Source organism: Amycolatopsis sp. NPDC005003, assembly GCF_053600695.1.
On the sequence record NZ_JBSGAI010000017.1, the window covers coordinates 116,533 to 135,535 of the forward strand.

At 70.3% G+C, this 19,003-nt stretch carries 15 protein-coding genes; 11 read left to right on the forward strand and 4 right to left on the reverse strand.

Features of this window, described 5'->3' with window-relative positions:
* Nucleotides 1-157 precede the first annotated feature (157 nt).
* The 4 genes from ACWED2_RS21210 to ACWED2_RS21225 form a co-directional block, all read right to left on the reverse strand.
* A complete protein-coding gene (locus tag ACWED2_RS21210; protein WP_449692188.1) occupies nucleotides 158-1,231 on the reverse strand; it encodes a ribonucleotide-diphosphate reductase subunit beta in 1,074 nt (357 codons plus the stop codon).
* A gap of 16 nt (nucleotides 1,232-1,247) precedes the next feature.
* Nucleotides 1,248-4,145 carry a ribonucleoside-diphosphate reductase subunit alpha gene (locus ACWED2_RS21215; RefSeq protein ID WP_449692189.1) on the reverse strand — a complete coding sequence of 966 codons (2,898 nt, stop codon included), beginning with the start codon at nucleotides 4,143-4,145 and terminating at the stop codon, nucleotides 1,248-1,250.
* A 224-nt stretch (nucleotides 4,146-4,369) separates the two neighbouring features.
* Nucleotides 4,370-4,954 carry an acetoacetate decarboxylase family protein gene (locus tag ACWED2_RS21220; protein ID WP_449692190.1) on the reverse strand — a complete coding sequence of 195 codons (585 nt, stop codon included), beginning with the start codon at nucleotides 4,952-4,954 and terminating at the stop codon, nucleotides 4,370-4,372.
* The gene (locus ACWED2_RS21225; RefSeq protein WP_449692191.1) at nucleotides 4,951-5,790 is read right to left on the reverse strand and encodes an enoyl-CoA hydratase-related protein; all 840 of its coding nucleotides are present in this window, start codon (nucleotides 5,788-5,790) and stop codon (nucleotides 4,951-4,953) included. The genes ACWED2_RS21220 and ACWED2_RS21225 overlap by 4 nt, the downstream gene beginning before the upstream one ends.
* Nucleotides 5,791-5,930: 140 nt before the next feature.
* Between ACWED2_RS21225 and ACWED2_RS21230 the strand changes: the two genes are divergently transcribed.
* The 11 genes from ACWED2_RS21230 (at nucleotide 5,931) to ACWED2_RS21280 (ending at nucleotide 18,931) form a co-directional block, all read left to right on the forward strand.
* On the forward strand, nucleotides 5,931-6,722 hold the full coding sequence (locus ACWED2_RS21230) for a TIGR03084 family metal-binding protein (protein WP_449692192.1): 792 nt from the start codon (nucleotides 5,931-5,933) through the stop codon (nucleotides 6,720-6,722).
* Complete coding sequence (locus ACWED2_RS21235; protein ID WP_449692193.1) at nucleotides 6,719-8,407, forward strand: acyclic terpene utilization AtuA family protein; 1,689 nt, start codon at nucleotides 6,719-6,721, stop codon at nucleotides 8,405-8,407. The genes ACWED2_RS21230 and ACWED2_RS21235 overlap by 4 nt, the downstream gene beginning before the upstream one ends.
* Nucleotides 8,404-9,552: an acyl-CoA dehydrogenase family protein gene (locus tag ACWED2_RS21240; protein ID WP_449692194.1), complete on the forward strand. Its 1,149-nt coding sequence runs from the start codon at nucleotides 8,404-8,406 to the stop codon at nucleotides 9,550-9,552. Before ACWED2_RS21235 ends, ACWED2_RS21240 begins: the two co-directional genes overlap by 4 nt.
* Nucleotides 9,549-11,147: an acyl-CoA carboxylase subunit beta gene (locus ACWED2_RS21245; RefSeq protein WP_449692195.1), complete on the forward strand. Its 1,599-nt coding sequence runs from the start codon at nucleotides 9,549-9,551 to the stop codon at nucleotides 11,145-11,147. Before ACWED2_RS21240 ends, ACWED2_RS21245 begins: the two co-directional genes overlap by 4 nt.
* 7 nt (nucleotides 11,148-11,154) lie before the next feature.
* Nucleotides 11,155-13,131: an ATP-binding protein gene (locus ACWED2_RS21250; protein WP_449692196.1), complete on the forward strand. Its 1,977-nt coding sequence runs from the start codon at nucleotides 11,155-11,157 to the stop codon at nucleotides 13,129-13,131.
* Nucleotides 13,128-14,294 carry an acyl-CoA dehydrogenase family protein gene (locus ACWED2_RS21255; RefSeq protein ID WP_449692197.1) on the forward strand — a complete coding sequence of 389 codons (1,167 nt, stop codon included), beginning with the start codon at nucleotides 13,128-13,130 and terminating at the stop codon, nucleotides 14,292-14,294. The genes ACWED2_RS21250 and ACWED2_RS21255 overlap by 4 nt, the downstream gene beginning before the upstream one ends.
* An 8-nt stretch (nucleotides 14,295-14,302) precedes the next feature.
* A complete protein-coding gene (locus ACWED2_RS21260) occupies nucleotides 14,303-15,139 on the forward strand; it encodes an SDR family oxidoreductase (RefSeq protein ID WP_449692198.1) in 837 nt (278 codons plus the stop codon).
* Nucleotides 15,136-15,774 carry a TetR/AcrR family transcriptional regulator gene (locus ACWED2_RS21265; protein WP_449692199.1) on the forward strand — a complete coding sequence of 213 codons (639 nt, stop codon included), beginning with the start codon at nucleotides 15,136-15,138 and terminating at the stop codon, nucleotides 15,772-15,774. The genes ACWED2_RS21260 and ACWED2_RS21265 overlap by 4 nt, the downstream gene beginning before the upstream one ends.
* A gap of 385 nt (nucleotides 15,775-16,159) precedes the next feature.
* Nucleotides 16,160-16,417 carry a hypothetical protein gene (locus ACWED2_RS21270; protein WP_449692200.1) on the forward strand — a complete coding sequence of 86 codons (258 nt, stop codon included), beginning with the start codon at nucleotides 16,160-16,162 and terminating at the stop codon, nucleotides 16,415-16,417.
* A 75-nt stretch (nucleotides 16,418-16,492) separates the two neighbouring features.
* Nucleotides 16,493-18,274: a murein biosynthesis integral membrane protein MurJ gene (gene murJ, locus ACWED2_RS21275; protein WP_449692201.1), complete on the forward strand. Its 1,782-nt coding sequence runs from the start codon at nucleotides 16,493-16,495 to the stop codon at nucleotides 18,272-18,274.
* Between the two features lie 156 nt (nucleotides 18,275-18,430).
* A complete protein-coding gene (locus tag ACWED2_RS21280; RefSeq protein ID WP_449692202.1) occupies nucleotides 18,431-18,931 on the forward strand; it encodes a hypothetical protein in 501 nt (166 codons plus the stop codon).
* Nucleotides 18,932-19,003 lie beyond the last annotated feature (72 nt).

Consider the following 19,003-nt stretch of genomic DNA (forward strand, 5'->3'; position numbering starts at 1 on the left):
GTGCCCCGCGTCCGGCCGCGCCGAAGGGGCCGAACGGGCAGCCGTGCGGGCAGGGGTGCCAGGGCCGGACGGAGGCAGCGGCAGCGCGGCTCGGAGCAAAAAAGCCCGGCCACGCCCCGGGCGAACCCAGGGCGTGGCCGAGCCGGTCAGGAGGAGCTCAGTCCCAGTCGAGCGCGCCGCCCGACTGGTACTCGATCACGCGGGTCTCGAAGAAGTTCTTCTCCTTCTTCAGGTCCATCGCCTCGGACATCCACGGGAACGGGTTCTCGGTCTCGCCGAAGATCGGCTGGAGGCCGATCTGCTGGGCGCGGCGGTCGGTGATGAAGTGCATGTACTGCTCGCACAGCTGCGCCGACAACCCGAGCATGCCGCGCGGCATCGTGTCGCGCGCGTACGCGACCTCCAGCTCGCACGCCTCCTGCAGCATCCCGCGGACCTCCGCCTGGAACTCTTCGGTCCACAGGTGCGGGTTCTCGATCTTGATCTGGTTGATGCAGTCGATGCCGAAGTTCAGGTGGATCGACTCGTCGCGCAGGATGTACTGGTACTGCTCGGCGATGCCGACCATCTTGTTCCGGCGGCCCAGCGACAGGATCTGCGCGAAGCCGGTGTAGAACCACATGCCCTCGAAGATCACGTAGAACGCGACGAGGTCACGCAGGAACGCCTGGTCGGCCTCCGGCGTGCCGGTCTCGAAGTCCGGGTTCTCCAGGTTCTGCGTGTACTTCAGCGCCCACGCGTCCTTGTCCGAAATGGACGGGACCTCGCGGTACATGTTGAACAGCTCGCCCTCGACCAGGCCGAGGCTCTCGCAGATGTACTGGAAGGTGTGCGTGTGCACGGCCTCCTCGAACGCCTGGCGCAACAGGTACTGGCGGCACTCGGGGTTGGTGATCTGCCGGTACACCGCGAGCACGATGTTGTTGGCCACCAGGGACTCCGCCGTCGCGAAGAAGCCCAGGTTGCGCTTGAGCATCTGCCGCTCGTCCTCGGTGAGGCCTTCTGGGGACTTCCACAGCGCGATGTCGGCCTGCATGGCGACCTCGGTCGGCATCCAGTGGTTGTTGCAGCCGGCCAGGTACTTCTCCCACGCCCACTTGTACTTCATGGGCAGCAGCTGGTTGACGTCGGCGCGCGCGTTGATCATGCGCTTGTCGTCGACGTTGATCCGGGCGGCGCCGACCTCGATTTCCCCGAGGCCGGTCGCGTCCGTCGTCTCCACGTTGGTCATTTCTGCAGGGATTCCTTTACTGGCAGGCTTCGCAGTCGGGGTCGTCGATGCGGCAGGCGGCGCCTTCGGTGGCCACGAAGTCGACGTCCGGCTCGGGCTTCGGCGACGGCGTCGGGGCGGGCACCGGCGTGGGAGCCGGAGCAGCCGCGGCGGGGGCGGGCGCCGGGGTGGCCGAGACGGCGTTCAGCTTGCCGTCGGTGCCGCGCAGGGTGCTCTTCTCCACGTGCGTCGCCGACTGCGCGCGCAGGTAGTACGTGGTCTTGAGGCCCTTGTGCCACGCGTAGCGGTAGAGCTGGTCGAGCTTGCGGCCGCTCGGCGCCGCGATGTAGAGGTTCAGCGACTGCGCCTGGTCGATCCACTTCTGGCGCCGCGAACCCGCGTCCACCAGCCACTTCGACTCGATTTCGAACGCCGTCGCGTACAGCGCCTTCAGGTCGTCCGGCACGCGGTCGATCTGGCCGAGGCTGCCGTCGAAGTACTTCAGGTCGCTGACCATGACCTCGTCCCACAGCCCGCGCGCCTTGAGCGAACGGACCAGGTGCGGGTTCACCACGGTGAAGTCGCCGGACATGTTCGACTTGACGTACAGGTTCTGGAACAGCGGCTCGATCGACTGGCCGACGCCGCAGATGTTGGAGATCGTCGCGGTCGGCGCGATCGCCATCACGTTGGAGTTGCGCATGCCGACGGTCTTGACCCGCTCGCGCAGCGGCGCCCAGTCCAACGTGGCCGAGGTGTCGACGTCGAGGTTGTCACCCTGGCGCGCGTCGATCAGCAGCTGCATCGAGTCGATCGGCAGGATGCCCTTGCTCCACAGCGAACCCTCGAACGACTGGTACTGGCCGCGCTCCTCGGCGAGGTCGGTCGACGCCGAGATCGCGTAGTAGGAGATGTGCTCCATGCTCGTGTCGGCGAACTGCACGGCGGCCTCCGACGACAGCGGCAGGCCCAGCTCGAACAGCGCGTCCTGGAAGCCCATCAGCCCCAGCCCGACCGGGCGGTGGCGCAGGTTGGAGCGGCGCGCCTCCGGGATCGTGTAGAAGTTGATGTCGATCACGTTGTCCAGCATGCGGACGGCGGTGCGCACGGTCTTCTCGAGGCGCTTCGTGTCGAGGCCCTCGGGGGTGACGTGCTTGAGCAGGTTCACCGAGCCGAGGTTGCAGACCGCGACCTCTTCGCTGTTGGTGTTCAGCGTGATCTCGGTGCACAGGTTCGACGAGTGCACCACGCCGACGTGCTGCTGCGGCGAGCGCAGGTTGCACGGGTCCTTGAAGGTGATCCACGGGTGGCCGGTCTCGAACAGCATGGTCAGCATGCGGCGCCACAGGTCCACCGCGCGGACGCGCCGGAACACCTTGATCTCGCCGCGGTCGGCCTTCGCCTCGTACTCGCGGTAGCGGGCGGCGAATTCGTTGCCGTAGAGGTCGTGCAGGTCCGGCGTCTCGTTCGGCGAGAACAGCGTCCACTGCGCGTCGGCCTCGACGCGGCGGAGGAACTCGTCCGGCACCCAGTTCGCGGTGTTCATGTCGTGGGTGCGGCGGCGGTCGTCACCGGTGTTCTTGCGCAGGTCGAGGAACTCCTCGATGTCGACGTGCCACGTCTCGAGGTACGCGCAGGCCGCGCCCTTGCGCTTGCCGCCCTGGTTGACCGCGACGGCGGTGTCGTTGGCGATCTTGAGGAACGGCACGACGCCCTGCGACTGGCCGTTGGTGCCCTTGATGTGCGCGCCGAGGCCGCGGACCGGGGTCCAGTCGTTGCCGAGACCGCCCGAGTACTTCGCCAGCAGCGCGTTGTTCTTGTAGGCCTGGAAGATGGAGTCCAGGTCGTCGTCCACCGTGGTCAGGAAGCAGGACGACAGCTGCGGGCGCGTGGTGCCCGAGTTGAACAGCGTCGGCGTCGAGGCCATGAAGTGGAAGCTCGACAGCAGCTCATAAAACTCTATTGCACGAGATTCCCTATTGTCTTCGCGGATCGCGAGACCCATGGCGACGCGCATGAAGAACGCCTGCGGCAGCTCGAAGCGGGTGCCGTCGTGGTGCTGGAAGTACCGGTCGTACAGCGTCTGCAGGCCGAGGAAGCCGAAGTCGAGGTCGCGCTCCGGGCGGATCGCGGCGGTGATCTTGTCCAGGTCGAAGCGCTGCAGCTCGCCGTCGACCAGCTCCAGCTCGATGGCGCGGCGCAGGTAGGCGCGGAAGTACGCGGGGTACTCGGCGGCCATCTCGTCCTGGCTGGCCTGGCGCGGCTTCTTCGCCAGGTAGCTCAGCGCCTCGCCGCGCAGCTTGTCCAGCAGCAGGCGGGCGGAGACGTAGGAGTAGTTCGGCTCCTGCTCGACCAGCACGCGGGCGGCCATGATCTGGGCCAGGGCGAGCTCGTCGGCGCTGATGCCGTCGTAGAGGTTGCGCTTGGTCTCGGCCAGCACCGGCTCGGCGGTGACGTCTTCGAGACCGGCGACGGCTTCGCCCACGACGTGGGAAACGCGGGCCCAGTCGAGCGGGCGCAGGACGCCGTCGGTGCCCTTGACGTTCAGCGCGACCTCGGCCGCGGCCGGCTTGGCGGCCTCGCGGGCCTTCGCGCGCTCCTCGCGGTAGAGGACGTAGGCGCGGGCGACCTTGTGGTGCTCGCCGCGCATCAGGGCGAGTTCGACGAGGTCCTGGATCTGCTCGATGTGGAGGGCGGTCTCGGGGCCGGCGTGGCGCAGCAGGGACGCCTCGACCTGCTCGGTCAGCTCGGCCACGACGTGGTGCACGCGGGAGGACGCGGCGGCGTCGCCGCCCTCGACCGCGAGGAACGCCTTGGTCAGCGCGACCGAGATCTTCCCGGCGTCGAACGGCGACACGCTGCCGTCCCGCCGGATGACCCGGATCGCGGTGGGTGAGTCGGCAGCGGAGGGCCGCTGACCGGTTTCGACTGACATGCGTGTCTCCAAATTTGGGCGCGTTCGATCGCCACACGGCCTGACGAGGCCGTGCGCTGCGGTTTTCGGAAAGCTGCCCGGCGACCCTCCGCAGCGGTCTCCCCGTCGCTGGGGGCTGCCGGTGTTGAGAGACTACATGTAGGGGTCGGTCCGCGCGCGGGACCCAAGGGATGGCGTGTCGGGCCCTCACCCTGCCGGGTTACGTGATCACCCAGAGGTGCTGCTCAGGCGCCGAACCGCAGCACGGTGGCGGGCAGGGCGAGGCTCAGGAACGGCCGGCGGCCGGCCAGGTAGCCGAGCGGGCCGCGGGGGTTGACCGTCCAGTCGGCCGCGGCGAGCCCGGGCCGGATCTTCGCCCCGACCGGGGTGCGCACGGGGGTGCCGTCGCGGTCCTGGAGGACGTCGAACCGGCTGGGGAGGGCGAGCGGCGAGCCCGGCCTGGGTTTGAAGGCCGCGGTGGCGATCCAGTCTTCGCCGGTGGCCGCGGTGTGGGTGCGGTCGGTGAACTGGAGGGCGGCGAGGTCCTTCGGGATGGCCCAGAGTTCGCGGCCGCCTTTGAGGGACACTTCGGAGTCCACCCAGATCTGCGTGATGGTGCAGGTGGTCCGCTTCCCGCGCACCGGGACGGCGGCGAGCAGCTCGTGGTAGCTGAGCTGCCCGGGCTCGCGGTAGGCGATCCAGGCGGTGAAGACGGTCGTGTACCCGGCGACGGACAGGGCGCCCGGGTGCACGTCGCGCGCGGGGACCCGCCAGATCGACACGTGGGCGTCGGCGACCAGATGCCAGGGCTGCGGGGGATAGGCGGTCATTTCTCCAGCCAGGGAAGGTAGCCGGGCAGGTCCTTCTCGACGCGCATGCCGAACGACGGCGGCCGTTTCTGCAGGAACGACAGGACGCCTTCGACGGCGTCCGGGTTCGTGCCGAGCCCGCCGATCAGCTTCGAGTCCAGCTCGTGCACCGGGAACGGCGACTCGGCGCTCGCCATCCGGTAGAGCAGCTGCCGGGTGACGGCGACGGACACCGGCGCGGTCGTCTCGACGATTTCCTTCGCGAGTTTCCGTGCCTCGTCCACCACGGTCCCGGTGGGGAAAACCTTGTGCACCAAGCCTTTTTCGAGGGCCTCGGTGGCGGGGAAGACACGCCCGCTGACCATCCAGTCGAGCGCGGTGCCCATGCCGACGAGCCGGGGCAGGAACCAGGCCGACGCGCCTTCGGGGTAGATCCCCCGGCGCGTGAACACGAAGCCGAACCGCGAGTCCTCGGACGCGAGCCGGTAGTCGCAGGACAGCGTGATGGTGAGCCCACCGCCGACGGCGGCCCCGTGCAGGGCGGCGATCACGGGCTTGTTCATGGTGAAGATCCGCTTCGAGCACCGCCCGGCGGGCTCCTGCCATTCGCTGCCGGGGCCCTCCTCGGGGTCGAAGTCGAACCCGCCCTGGGAGAGGTCCGCGCCGACGCAGAAGTCCTTGCCCGCCCCGGTCAGCACGACGACACGCACGTCCTCGTCCCGATCGGCGCGGTCCATCGCGGCGCCGAGCTCGTCGGCCATCCGGATCGTGTAGCCGTTGCGCGCTTCGGGCCGGTTGAGGGTGACCGTGGCGATCCGCTCCGCGACGGAGTAGGTGATCTCGGCGTAGTCGGCCATGGCGATGAAGCTATTGCAGGCGGACGCTACTGGCAAGATGTCAATAGTGGGATCGCAGCGTCCGGGTCGAAACAATCAGGCGTGCTTGATTTTTCTGCCCGCCGGTGCCACCCTGGCGCCAGGACGCAAGGAGGCGGGCGATGGCGGACCTCGGCGTGATCCTCGGGGATCTCGACGCGGAGACACGGACGATCGACGATGTGGTGGCGAACCTGCCGGCGTCCGACTGGGCACGCGCAACGCCCGCCGAGGGGTGGACGATCGCGCACCAGATAGCGCACCTGGCCTGGACCGACCGCAAGGCCCTGATCGCCGCCGCGCATCCGGAAGACTGGCAGGCCGAGGTCGAAGAGCTCCTCAAGACCGGCGAGACGTACGTCGACGACGGAGCGGAGGCCGGCGCGCAGCGCCCACCGCAGGAAATCCTCGAAGACTGGCGCGAAGGCCGCACACTGCTGGCCGAGGCCCTGGAAGCGGTGCCGGACGGCCAGAAACTGCCCTGGTACGGCCCGCCGATGAGCGCCGCCTCGATGGCGACCGCACGGATGATGGAGACCTGGGCGCACGGGCAGGACGTCTTCGACGCCCTCGGCGTGACCCGCGAACCGACCGCGCGGCTGTGGCACATCGCCCGGTTCGGCACCCGGACCCGCGACTTCGCCTACAAGCTCCACTCGCTCGCCCCGCCGGCCGAGGAGTTCCGCGTCGAACTCGTCGCGCCCGACGGCACCACCTGGGCGTTCGGCCCGGAGGACGCCGAGCAGAAGCTGACCGGCAGCGCGCTGGACTTCTGCCTGGTCGTCACGCAGCGGCGGCACCCGGCCGACACGGACCTGGTCGCGAGCGGTGCCGAAGTCGAAGAGTGGCTGACCATCGCGCAGGCCTTCGCCGGGCCTCCCGGGGAAGGCCGGAAGCCGGGGCAGTTCGCATGACCTACCGCATCGGCAACGCGTCCGGGTTCTACGGCGACCGGTTCTCCGCCGTGCGCGAGATGCTCACCGGTGGCCCGCTCGACGTCCTGACCGGCGATTACCTGGCCGAGCTCACCATGCTCATCCTCGGCCGCGACCGGATGAAGGACGCGACCCGCGGCTACGCCAAGACCTTCCTCCGCCAGATGGAGGAAAACCTCGGGCTGGCACAGGAAAAGGGCGTCAAGATCGTCGCCAACGCGGGTGGGCTCAACCCGGCCGGGCTCGCCGGCGCCCTGCGCGAGCTGGCGGAAAAACTCGGCCTGGACGTCAAGATCGCCCACGTCGAAGGCGACGACCTCGTGCAGCGCGCCGACGAGCTGGACCTCGGGAAACCGCTGACCGCCAACGCCTACCTCGGCGCCTGGGGCATCGCGGAGTGCCTCAACGCGGGCGCGGACGTCGTCGTCACCGGGCGCGTCACCGACGCCTCCGTCGTCGTCGGCCCGGCGGCCGCGCACTACGGCTGGGCCCGCGACGACTTCGACGCCCTCGCCGGCGCGGTCGCCGCCGGGCACGTCATCGAATGCGGTGCCCAGGCCACCGGCGGCAACTACGCCTTCTTCACCGAGCACAGCATCGGCGTGCCGGGCTTCCCGATCGCCGAGATCGAGGCCGACGGCGCCGGCGTCATCACCAAGCACCCGGGCACCGGGGGCGTGGTGAACGTCGGCACGGTCACGGCCCAGCTGCTCTACGAGATCACCGGCGCGCGGTACGCCGGGCCGGACGTCACGACCCGGTTCGACACGCTCTCGCTGAGCCAGGACGGGCCCGATCGGGTCCGCATCTCCGGTGTCCGCGGCGAAGCGCCGCCGCCGACGCTGAAGGTCGCGCTCAACACCCTCGGCGGGTTCCGCAACGAGACCACGTTCGTCCTCACCGGACTCGACATCGAGGCGAAAGCCGCGCTGGTCCGGGAACAGCTCGAAGCGGCCTTGAAGAACCGGCCGCCCGCCGACGTCCGGTGGACCCTCGCCCGCACCGACCACCGGGACGCCGACACCGAGCAGACCGCGAGCGCGCTGCTGCACGTCGCCGTCAAGGACGCCGATCCGAAGGTCGCCGGCCGGGCGTTCACCGGTGCCGCCGTCGAACTCGCCCTGGCCGGCTACCCCGGGTTCCACGTCACCGCACCGCCGTCGGACGCCTCGCCGTACGGCGTCTACACCGCGGCCTACGTGGACGCGGCCCGGGTGCCGCACGTCGCCGTGCTGCCGGACGGGATGCGTGTCGACATAGCGCCTTCGGCGTCCACTCAGGAACTGTCCGATGTGGACGAGCCCGCGCTGCCGGAGCCGCTCGACCACGGGCCGGTGCGCCGGGTCCCGCTCGGCACGGTCGCCGGCGCCCGCAGCGGCGACAAGGGCGGCAACGCCAACCTCGGCGTCTGGGTGCGGTCGGAAGAGGCGTGGCGGTGGCTGGTGCACCGGCTGACCGTCGCCGAGTTCAAACTGCTGCTGCCCGAGACCGCCGACCTGCCGGTGACGCGGTACCTGCTGCCGAACCTGTGGGCGATGAACTTCGTCGTCGAAGGCATCCTCGGCGAGGGCGTCGCGTCGCAGGCGCGGTTCGACCCGCAGGCCAAGGCCCTCGGCGAGTGGTTGCGCTCCCGGGAGATCGACGTCCCCGAGGTGCTTCTGTGACCGATCCTTTCCGGACGCCCGAACGGGCCGAACTGCGCAAGACCGTGCGGAAGTTCGTCGAGCAGGAGGTCCTCCCGCACCTCGACGACTGGGAGCGCGCCGGCGAGCTGCCGCGCGACCTGCACCGCACGGCCGGGGACCTCGGCCTGCTCGGCGTGGCGTTCCCCGAGGAGATCGGCGGCGGCGACGGCAACTACCTCGACGCGCTGGTCGTCGCCGAGGAGATGCACTACGCCGGCGGCTCCGGCGGGCTGTTCGCGTCGCTGTTCACCTGCGGCATCGCCGTCCCGCACATCGCCGAAGCGGGCGACCCGGTGCAGATCGAACGCTGGGTGCGGCCCACCCTCGAAGGGGCCAAAATCGGCTCCCTCGCCGTCACCGAGCCGGACGGCGGGTCCGACGTCGCCGGGATCCGGACCACCGCGGTCCGCGAGGGCGACGAGTACGTCATCAACGGCGCCAAGACGTTCATCACCTCCGGCTGCCGCGCCGACTTCGTGACGACGGTCGTGCGCACCGGGGGCGACGGCGCGCACGGGCTCTCGCTGATCGTCGTCGAACGCGGGACACCGGGCTTCACGGTGAGCCGCAAGCTCGAGAAGATGGGGTGGCTCTGCTCGGACACCGCCGAGCTGTCCTACGTGGACGTCCGGGTGCCGGTGGAGCACCTGGTCGGCGCCGAAAACAGCGGGTTCGCGCAGGTGGCCACCCAGTTCGTCACCGAACGGCTGTCGCTGGCCGTGCAGGCGTACGCGCACGCCCAGCGCGCCCTCGACCTGACGCTGGACTGGTGCCGGCTGCGCGAGACGTTCGGCCGCCCGCTCATCTCGCGGCAGGTCGTGCAGCACAAGCTCACCGAAATGGCGCGGAAGATCGACGTCGCCCGCACCTACACCCGGCAGGCCGCGGTCCGGCACGTCTCGGGCGAAGAGGTCATCGCCGAAGCCTGTTTCGCCAAGAACACCGCCGTCGAGGCCGCCGAATGGGTGGTCAACGAGGCCGTGCAGCTGCACGGCGGGCTCGGCTACATGCGCGAGTCCGAAGTGGAGCGCCACTACCGCGACGTCCGGATCCTCGGCATCGGCGGCGGCACCACCGAGATCCTCACCGGCCTGGCCGCGAAGCGATTGGGATACACCTCGTGACGACTTTGAGGTCCACAGTGGACACGCGGGCCGCCGGGTTCGGCGCGAACCGCGAGGCGATGCTGGAGAAGCTCGCCGAGATCGACGCCGAGCACGCCAAGGCCGTGGCCGGCGGCGGCGAGAAGTACGTCGAGCGGCACCGCAAGCGCGGGAAGCTCCTGGCCCGCGAACGGATCGAGCTGCTGCTCGACGAGGACTCGCCGTTCCTGGAGCTGTCGCCGCTGGCCGCGTGGGGCACCGACTACCGCGTCGGGGCGAGCCTGGTGACCGGGATCGGCGTCGTCGAGGGCGTCGAATGCCTGATCTCGGCCAGCGACCCGACGGTCAAGGGCGGCGCGAGCAACCCGTGGACGACGAAGAAGAGCTTCCGGGCCGCCGACATCGCCGCGCAGAACCGGCTGCCGACGATCAACCTCGTCGAGTCCGGTGGCGCGGACCTGCCGACGCAGAAGGAGATCTTCATCCCCGGTGGCCGGATCTTCCGCGACATCACGCGGGCGTCGGCCGCCGGTTGCCCGACGATCGCGCTGGTCTTCGGCAACTCCACCGCGGGCGGCGCGTACCTGCCGGGCATGTCGGACTACGTCGTGATGGTCAAGGAACGCGCCAAGGTGTTCCTCGGCGGGCCGCCGCTGGTCAAGATGGCCACCGGCGAGGAGTCCGACGACGAGTCGCTCGGCGGCGCCGAGATGCACGCGCGGACTTCGGGCCTGGCCGACTACCTGGCCGTCGACGAGCAGGACGCCATCCGGCTCGGCCGCAACATCGTGAAGCGGCTCAACTGGACTAAGCAGGGGCCGTCGCCCAAGCCGGACTACGCCGAGCCGCTGTACGACGCCGAAGACCTGCTCGGCATCGTGCCGACCGACCTCAAGGTGCCGTTCGACCCGCGCGAGGTGATCGCCCGGGTCGTCGACGGTTCCGACTTCGACGAGTTCAAACCGCTCTACGGATCGAGCCTGGTGACGGGCTGGGCGAGCATCCACGGCTACCCGGTCGGTGTCCTGGCCAACGCCCAGGGCGTGCTGTTCGGGGAGGAGTCGCAGAAGGCCGCGCAGTTCATCCAGCTCGCCAACCAGATCCACACGCCGCTGGTGTTCCTGCACAACACGACCGGCTACATGGTCGGCAAGGAGTACGAGCAGAGCGGCATCATCAAGCACGGCGCGATGATGATCAACGCCGTGTCGAACTCCAAGGTGCCGCACCTGTCCGTCCTGATGGGAGCTTCCTACGGCGCCGGCCACTACGGCATGTGCGGCCGCGCCTACGATCCCCGGTTCCTGTTCGCGTGGCCGAGCGCGAAGTCCGCGGTGATGGGCCCGGCGCAGCTGGCCGGCGTGCTGTCCATCGTGGCCCGCGCAGCCGCCGAAAGCCGCGGCCAGGAGTACAACGAGGAGCACGACAAGGCCATGCGGGCCATGGTGGAAGGCCAGATCGAAGCCGAGTCGATGCCGATGTTCCTCTCCGGCATGCTCTACGACGACGGCATCATCGACCCGCGCGACACCCGCACCGTGCTCGGCCTGAGCCTGTCCGCGATCCACAATGGACCAGTGAAGGGCGCCGATGGCTTCGGCGTCTTCCGGATGTGAGCGAGCGATGATCCAGAACCTGCTGGTCGCCAACCGCGGCGAGATCGCCCGCCGCATCTTCCGCACCTGCCGCGACGCCGGGATCGGCACGGTCGCGGTCTTCTCCGACGCCGATGCCGCCGCACCCCATGCGCTGGAGGCCGACGCGGCCGTCCGGCTGCCCGGCAACGCACCCTCCGAGACGTATCTGCGGGCCGAGCTGCTGGTGAAGGCCGCCGCCGACACCGGCGCCGACGCCGTCCACCCGGGCTACGGCTTCCTGTCGGAGAACGCCACCTTCGCGCGGGCCGTGCTCGACGCCGGGCTCACGTGGGTCGGGCCGCCGCCGGAGGCCATCGAGACGATGGGTTCCAAGGTGGAATCCAAGCGGCTGATGGCCGCGGCCGGGGTGCCCGTACTGTCCGAACTGGACCCGGCGTCGGTGACCGAAGACGACCTTCCGCTGCTGGTCAAGGCTTCCGCCGGTGGTGGCGGACGCGGGATGCGCGTGGTCCGCTCGCTCGGCGAGCTGGCCGAGGCGGTCGAAGGCGCCAGTGCCGAGGCCGGGTCGGCGTTCGGCGACCCGACCGTCTTCTGTGAGCGGTACCTGGAGACCGGGCGCCACATCGAGGTCCAGGTGCTGGCCGACACCCACGGCACGGTGTGGGCGGTGGGGGAGCGGGAGTGCTCGATCCAGCGGCGGCACCAGAAGGTCGTCGAGGAGGCGCCGTCGCCGTTCGTCGACGCGGCCATGCGCGAGGAGCTGTTCGAGGCCGCGCGCAAGGCCGCCAAGGCGATCGACTACGTGGGCGCGGGCACGGTCGAGTTCCTCGCCGGACCCGACGGCCGGTTCTACTTCCTCGAGATGAACACCCGGCTGCAGGTGGAGCACCCGGTCACCGAGAACGTCACCGGCCTCGACCTGGTCGCCCTGCAGCTGCGGATCGCCGAGGGTGAGCGCCTGCCGGCCGACCCGCCGCCGACCGTCGGGCACTCCATCGAGGTCCGGCTCTACGCCGAAGACCCGGCCGCGGGCTGGCAGCCGCAGAGCGGGACGCTGCACACCTTCGAGGTGCCCGAGGTCGACCGTGCCTTCACGCACGGGCCCGGGCTCAGGCTCGACTCCGGGTTCGAGACCGGTTCGGTGGTGGGCGTCCACTACGACCCGATGCTCGCCAAGGTGATCACCTGGGCCCCGACCCGCGCCGAAGCCGCCCGGCGGCTCGCCAAGGCACTGGCCGGGACGAAGATCCACGGTGTCGTCACCAACCGGGACCTGTTGGTGAAAATCCTCCGCCACGAAGCCTTCCTGGCGGGGGAGACGGACACGGCGTTCTTCGACCGCCATGGCCTCGACACCCTCGCCGCCCCGCTGGCCACCGAGGACACCGAGCGGCTCTCCGCCCTTGCCGCGGCGTTGGCGGACGCCGCGGGCAACCGGGCGCGAGCCACCACGCAGGGCCGGTTGCCCAGTGGCTGGCGCAACGTCCGCTCGGCCGGGCAGCGCAAGGTCTTCAGCGTGGCCGATCGCGAGTACGAGGTGGTCTACTCGCTGACTCGCGACGGCCTGCGGGCCGAAGGCTTCGAAGCCGGCCTGATCACGGCCGATCCGGGGCGGGTCGTGCTCGAAGTGGGCGGGGTGCGGCGCACCTTCGACGTTGCCCGGCACGACGGGGTGTCCTACGTGGACTCCGCACTCGGCTCGGTGGCGCTCAAGGCCGAGCCGCGGTTCGCCGATCCGGACGCCGCGCTGGCCGCCGGGTCGCTCGTCGCACCGATGCCGGGGACGGTCGTGCGGCTCGCGGTGCAGGCCGGGGACCCGGTCAAGGCCGGTGACCCGTTGCTGTGGCTCGAAGCGATGAAGATGGAACACCGCATCGCGGCACCCGCCGACGGCGTGGTGACCGAGCTGCCGGTGACGGTCGGGCAGCAGGTCGAAGTGGGCACGATCCTCGCCGTCGTCGGAGACGCGCAATCGGACACCGTGGTGGGAGAAGCAGAATGAATGCGATGAACTTCGTCGAGCCGGAGGAGCGGGTCGCGCTTCGCAAGGCCGTCGCCGAGCTGGGCGCCAAGTACGGGCACGAGTACTACGCCCGCAAGGCCCGCGCGGACGAGAAGACGCACGAGCTCTGGGACGAAGCCGGGCGCCTCGGCTACCTCGGCGTCAACATCCCCGAGGAGTACGGCGGCGGGGGCGCGGGCATCGCCGACCTCGCCGCGGTGCTCGAAGAACTCGCCGCCGCGGGCTCGCCGTTGCTGCTCATGGTGGTCTCACCGGCGATCTGCGGCACGGTGATCTCCCGCTTCGGCACCGACGAGCAGAAGAAGCAGTGGCTGCCCGGCATCGCCGACGGCACCAAGCGGATGGTCTTCGCGATCACCGAGCCGGACGCCGGGTCGAACTCGCACAAGATCACCACCACCGCGAAGCGCGACGGCGACGGCTGGGTCCTCAACGGCCGCAAGGTCTACATCTCCGGCGTCGACGAAGCCGACGCGGTGCTGGTCGTCGGCCGCACGGAGGACTCGAAGACCGGCCGGCTCAAGCCCGCGCTGTTCATCCTGCCGACCGGCACCCCGGGTTTCGAGTACACCAAGATCCCGATGGACATCGTCGCGCCGGAGAACCAGTTCTCGCTGTTCCTCGACGACGTCAAGCTCCCGGCCGAGGCGCTGGTCGGCGAGGAGGACGCGGCGATCGCGCAGCTGTTCGCGGGCCTCAACCCGGAGCGCATCATGGGCGCGTCGTTCTCGCTCGGCATTGCCCGCTACGCGCTCTCGAAGGCGGTCGGCTACGCGAACGAGCGGAAGGTCTGGGGTGCCCCGATCGGCACCCACCAGGGTCTCGCGCACCCCCTGGCGGAGATCAAGATCGAGCTGGAGCTCGCGAAGCTGATGACGCAGAAGGCGGCGTCGCTCTACGACTCCGGCGACGACTTCGGCGCGGGCGAGTCGGCCAACATGGCCAAGTACGCCGCCGCCGAGGTCGCCATCCGGGCGACCGACCAGGCCGTGCAGACCCACGGCGGCAACGGCCTGGCCACCGAATACGGCCTCGGCACGCTGGTGACGGCCGTGCGGCTGGGGCGGATCGCCCCGGTGAGCCGCGAGATGGTGCTCAACTTCGTCGGCCAGCACAGCCTCGGCCTGCCGAAGTCATACTAGGAGCCGATATGTCTACTTTGGAGGGTAAGACGATCCTGATGTCCGGCGGCAGCCGCGGCATCGGCGAGGCGATCGCGCTCCGGGCGGCGGCCGACGGCGCGAACGTGGCCTTGCTGGCGAAGACGGCGGAGCCGCACCCGAAGTTGCCGGGCACGATCCACACGGCGGCCGAGGCGATCGAGAAGGCGGGCGGACACGCGCTGCCGATCCTCGGCGACGTCCGCGACGACGACGGCGTGGCGGCCGCCGTGGCCAAGACGGCCGAGCAGTTCGGCGGCATCGACATCGTCGTGAACAACGCGAGCGCGATCGACCTGACCCCGACCGAGCAGGTCAGCATGAAGCGCTACGACCTGATGCAGGACATCAACGCCCGCGGCACGTTCCTGCTGTCCAAACTGGCCATCCCGCACCTGCGCCGGTCGGCGAACCCGCACATCCTGACGCTGTCGCCGCCGATCAGCCTCGACGAGAAGTGGTTCACCGCCGGGCACCTCGCCTACAGCATCGCGAAGTACTCGATGAGCCTGGTGACCGTCGGGCTCGCGGCCGAGCTCAAGAAGGACGGCGTCGCGGTCAATTCGCTGTGGCCACGGACGACGATCGACACGGCGGCGATCCGCAACGTCGTGGGGGCGGAGCTGGCGGCGCGCAGCCGGACGCCGGAGATCATGGCCGACGCGGCGTACGCGATCCTCACCAAGCCGAGCCGCGAGGCGACCGGCAACTTCTTCCTCGACGACGAGGTGCTGCGCGCGGCCGGCGTCACGGATTTCGCGAAGTACCGCGTCGGCGGCGCTTCGGAGGAGGACCTCCAGCTCGACTTCTGGGTGGAGCCGGCTTGACCGGCATCCGCGAACCCCAGCAGGAGCGCAGCCGCACCACGCGGCGGCGCCTGGTCGAGGCCGCGCTCGACAGCTTCGGCGAGCGCGGCTGGCACGGCGTGACGGTGGCCGGGATAGCCGAGCGCGCGGGCGTCTCCCGCGGCGCGGCCCAGCACCACTTCCCGGCCCGCGAGGACCTGGTGGTGGCGGCGGTCGACCTGCTGGGAGAGGCCCAGATCGACGAGCTGCGAGCCCAGGCGGCCGGCCTCCCGAGCGGCGCGTCGCGCATCGAGCGCGTGGTGGAGATGGTGCTGAACCTGTACACGGGCCCCCTGTTCCGAGCAGCACTCCAGCTGTGGTCGGTGGCGGCGACGGACGAGGCCCTTCGGGAGGTGCTGGTACCCCTGGAGGCCCGGGTCGGCCGCGAGGCCCACCGGGTGACGGTGGAGCTCCTGGGCGTGGACGAGTCACGGCCAGGGGTGCGCGAGCTGGTCCAGGCCACCCTGGACCTGGCCCGCGGACTAGGGCTGGCCAACCTCCTGACGGACGACACCCGCAGAAGGCGCCAGATCGTCCGCGAGTGGGCCGGGACGCTGGAGCAGCGCCTGATCGGAAGCAACCAGACAGAGGAGCGGCGAGGTCATCCCGTCGCCTGAGGCCGCAGAATCACTTTGAGCCAGGCCCGCAACCCACCACAAGAGGCAAGACAACAGCGCAAGCTTGCGGGCCTGGCTCAAAGTGATAGGCCTCAATCAGGCGACGGGATGACCTCCCGCGGCCCACAACGAGAAGCCGAGCGAACCACCCACGCCGAGGTCATCCCAGAGCCTGCCGGTCCGGCGAGGACAAGCTTGAGAACCCCGGCAGAGCCGGAAGTCTCTTTCCGTCGAAGCCCGGCAGAGCCGGAAGTCTCTGTCCGTCGAAGCCGGGCAAGAGAGGACGGAACCTCACCCCCACCCCGAACGTCATAGTGCCGTAAGTAACACAATCGGCCCAACGGGCGAATAACCCGTTGTAGTGGCGAACGAGGAAGGCAGTCCGGTGTCCGGTTCAGGAGTCGAGCTCACCCACCGTGCGATGGCCATGCTGAAGGCGGTGGCCGAGGGTCGTGCGCAGATGTCGTGCAGCTGCGAGCCCGACCTCTTCATCGACGGATTCGCCTGTTGCGATCAGATCACCGCGCACGCCCTCGCCCACGGCGGCTACCTGCGGCCCGCCGTCGAAGGCGGCACCGGGCGCGTGGCCGCCGAGCTGACCGAGGCCGGGCGGGCCGCGCTGGAGATCACCGTCGCCGCCTGAGCGTCACGGAGCGTCGTGGCGTCGAACAGGTGTTCGGTCTCCCGAAAGGACCCCTGACCTGGCAGGCTTGTCCCCATGGCGGAGCACCCACCACCGGTGGACGACGAGGCGACGGTCTTCCTCCCGCGCGAGCTGAGGGGCCCGCACTGGCCGACCCGCGACCCCGATGTCTCCCGGCGCGCCTACGACGAGTTCGCCGGCCAGATCGTCGCGCGGCCGCCCGCGTCGCCGGTCAGCGCCGGCCGCGGCGAAGGTGCCGGCTCGTCGCTGGCCCGCTCCAGCGGCCGGATGGCGGTCGCCTCGGCCGTCAGCCGGGTCACCGGGTTCGTCGCGAAGCTGCTGCTCGCCGCGGTGGTCGGGGCCGGGGTCGTCAACGACTCCTTCACCGTCGCGAACACGTTGCCCAACATCGTCTTCGAACTGCTCTTCGGCGGGGTCCTGGCCAGCGTCGTGGTGCCGCTGCTGGTCCGCTCCCACGACGACCCCGACGGCGGCCGCGCCTACACCCAGCGGCTCATCACCATGGCGCTGGTGCTGCTCGCCGTCGGCACCGCCGTCGCGGTGGCGATCGCCCCGCTGTTCACCGCGCTCTACGTCGACAAATCGTCCCCGACCGCGAACCCGGGGCTGACCACCGCGCTGGCGTACCTGCTGCTGCCGCAGATCCTGTTCTACGGCCTGTTCGCGCTGCTGTCGGCCATCCTCAACGCGCAGAACGTGTTCGGCCCGCCGGCCTGGGCGCCGGTGCTGAACAACGTCGTCGTCACCGGCACGCTCGTCGTGTTCGCGATCGTGCCGGGGGAGCTGACCCTCGACCCGGTCCGGATGAGCGACCCCAAGCTGCTCGTGCTCGGCCTCGGCACCACGCTCGGCATCGTCGCGCAGGCGGTGGTGCTGATCCCGGCGTTGCTGCGCACCGGGTTCCGGTTCCGCTGGCGCTGGGGCTTCGACCCGCGGATCAAGGAGTTCGGCGGGCTCGCCGCGTGGATCCTCGGCTACGTCGTGGTCAGCCACGTCGGGTTCGTCATCACCACCCGGGTGCTGACCGGCGGCAACAGCGGCGGTGTCACGGCCTACAGCTACGCGTCCCTGCTCTTCCAGCTGCCCTACGGCATTCTCGGTGTTTCGCTGCTGACCGCGCTGATGCCGCGGATGAGCCGCGCCGCCGCGGACGGGGACACGGTGTCGCTCGTCGGCGACCTCTCGCTCGCCTCCCGCATGTCGACGGTGCTGTTCGTGCCCATCTCGGCGGTGCTGGCGGTGATCGGCACGCCGATCGGCATCGCGATCTTCACCTGGGGCCGCGGCACCCTCGACGACGCCGAGCGGCTCGGCCAGACCCTGGCCGTTTCGGCGGTCGGGCTGCTGCCGTTCGCGCTGGTCATGCTGCAGCTGCGGGTGTTCTACGCGATGAAGGACGCCCGCACGCCGACGCTGATCATGCTCGTGATGACCGCGGTGAAGATCCCGCTGCTGCTGTTGTGCCGCGGGCTGCTCGACGGCGAGCACGTCGTCTACGGCGTCATGCTCGTCAACGGGGCCGGGTTCGTGGTCGGGGCCGTCCTGGGCCAGGTCTGGCTGTGGGTCCGGCTCGGTCACCTGCGCAGCAAGCGGTCGCTGCGGGTCGGCCTGATCACCCTCTCGGTGAGCGGGCTGGGCGTGGTGGCCGCGGTGCTCGCCGGGCACGCCGTGCCGGCGTCACTGGGGGTGATCCCCGGGGCGTGGGTGAAACTGCCGGTCCAGGGGCTGCTCGGGATGGCCGTGCCGTTCGGGTTGCTGGCGGTGCTGAAGCTCCCGGAGTTCACCCCGGTGACCCGCCGGGTGGCCGGCCTGCGGCGGCGGTCGGCGGCTCGTTGACGGCTACGGCCGGGAACGCGATCCGGTTGTCTCGAAACGATAACGAGACCGTGGCGATCAGCGCGTTTACAACTGCCGCAAGGGTTTCCTACTATCCACCCGGATCATGCCGCCGCGGGCGAGCGCGGCGGTGGGGGTATCAGGTGGAGGCCGTGCATGACGCGCAGCGCGCGCAGACGACGGGACCGGGTGACGGTCGACGAGCTGCTCAGACAGACCGGGGCGCGGCCGCGCAAACCGGGATCGCGGGCGGCCGAGCTGGCGGCACGCCGGGGCGTCGAGCCGGAAGCCGGGCCCCGCGCGGCGACGCGGATGGCGCTGGCGTCGGCGGTGATCGTCGTGCTGGGCGGCCTGGTGCTCGTGCTGGCCACGCGGCCGGACTCCGTGCCGGGCTCCACGCAGTTCCCGCAGCTGCAGCCGGCCACCGCCGCCCCGTCGCCGACCGTCCTGGCCGTCCCGACCGAGACGACCACGCCGTCCCCGGTGGTGATGCGCGCGCGCCGGACGCCGACGCCGACCCCGACGGTCACGGTCACGCTGCCGTCGCCGTCCGCGGCGACGACGAGCGCGGCGCCGCCTTCGTGGACTCCGCCGCCGTGGAACCCCTACCCGTGCTACCCGTACGGCTGCGGGCCCTACCCCGGCCCGCCGCGCTGACGGCCGGCACCCGCGAAGGCCCCCTCACCGACCCCGATGCCGGTGAGAGGGCCCCCGACAGCCCCACTACGG

What these genes read in the sequence shown, in the direction of transcription:
- ACWED2_RS21260 (WP_449692198.1), top strand. Translation starts at nt 14,303, where the DNA reads ATGTCTACTTTGGAGGGTAAGACGATCCTGATGTCCGGCGGCAGCCGC.
- ACWED2_RS21255 (WP_449692197.1), top strand. Translation starts at nt 13,128, where the DNA reads ATGAATGCGATGAACTTCGTCGAGCCGGAGGAGCGGGTCGCGCTTCGC.
- ACWED2_RS21250 (WP_449692196.1), top strand. Translation starts at nt 11,155, where the DNA reads ATGATCCAGAACCTGCTGGTCGCCAACCGCGGCGAGATCGCCCGCCGC.
- ACWED2_RS21210 (WP_449692188.1), bottom strand. Translation starts at nt 1,231, where the DNA reads ATGACCAACGTGGAGACGACGGACGCGACCGGCCTCGGGGAAATCGAG.
- ACWED2_RS21225 (WP_449692191.1), bottom strand. Translation starts at nt 5,790, where the DNA reads ATGGCCGACTACGCCGAGATCACCTACTCCGTCGCGGAGCGGATCGCC.
- ACWED2_RS21215 (WP_449692189.1), bottom strand. Translation starts at nt 4,145, where the DNA reads ATGTCAGTCGAAACCGGTCAGCGGCCCTCCGCTGCCGACTCACCCACC.
- ACWED2_RS21230 (WP_449692192.1), top strand. Translation starts at nt 5,931, where the DNA reads ATGGCGGACCTCGGCGTGATCCTCGGGGATCTCGACGCGGAGACACGG.
- ACWED2_RS21220 (WP_449692190.1), bottom strand. Translation starts at nt 4,954, where the DNA reads ATGACCGCCTATCCCCCGCAGCCCTGGCATCTGGTCGCCGACGCCCAC.
- ACWED2_RS21235 (WP_449692193.1), top strand. Translation starts at nt 6,719, where the DNA reads ATGACCTACCGCATCGGCAACGCGTCCGGGTTCTACGGCGACCGGTTC.
- murJ (WP_449692201.1), top strand. Translation starts at nt 16,493, where the DNA reads ATGGCGGAGCACCCACCACCGGTGGACGACGAGGCGACGGTCTTCCTC.
- ACWED2_RS21280 (WP_449692202.1), top strand. Translation starts at nt 18,431, where the DNA reads ATGACGCGCAGCGCGCGCAGACGACGGGACCGGGTGACGGTCGACGAG.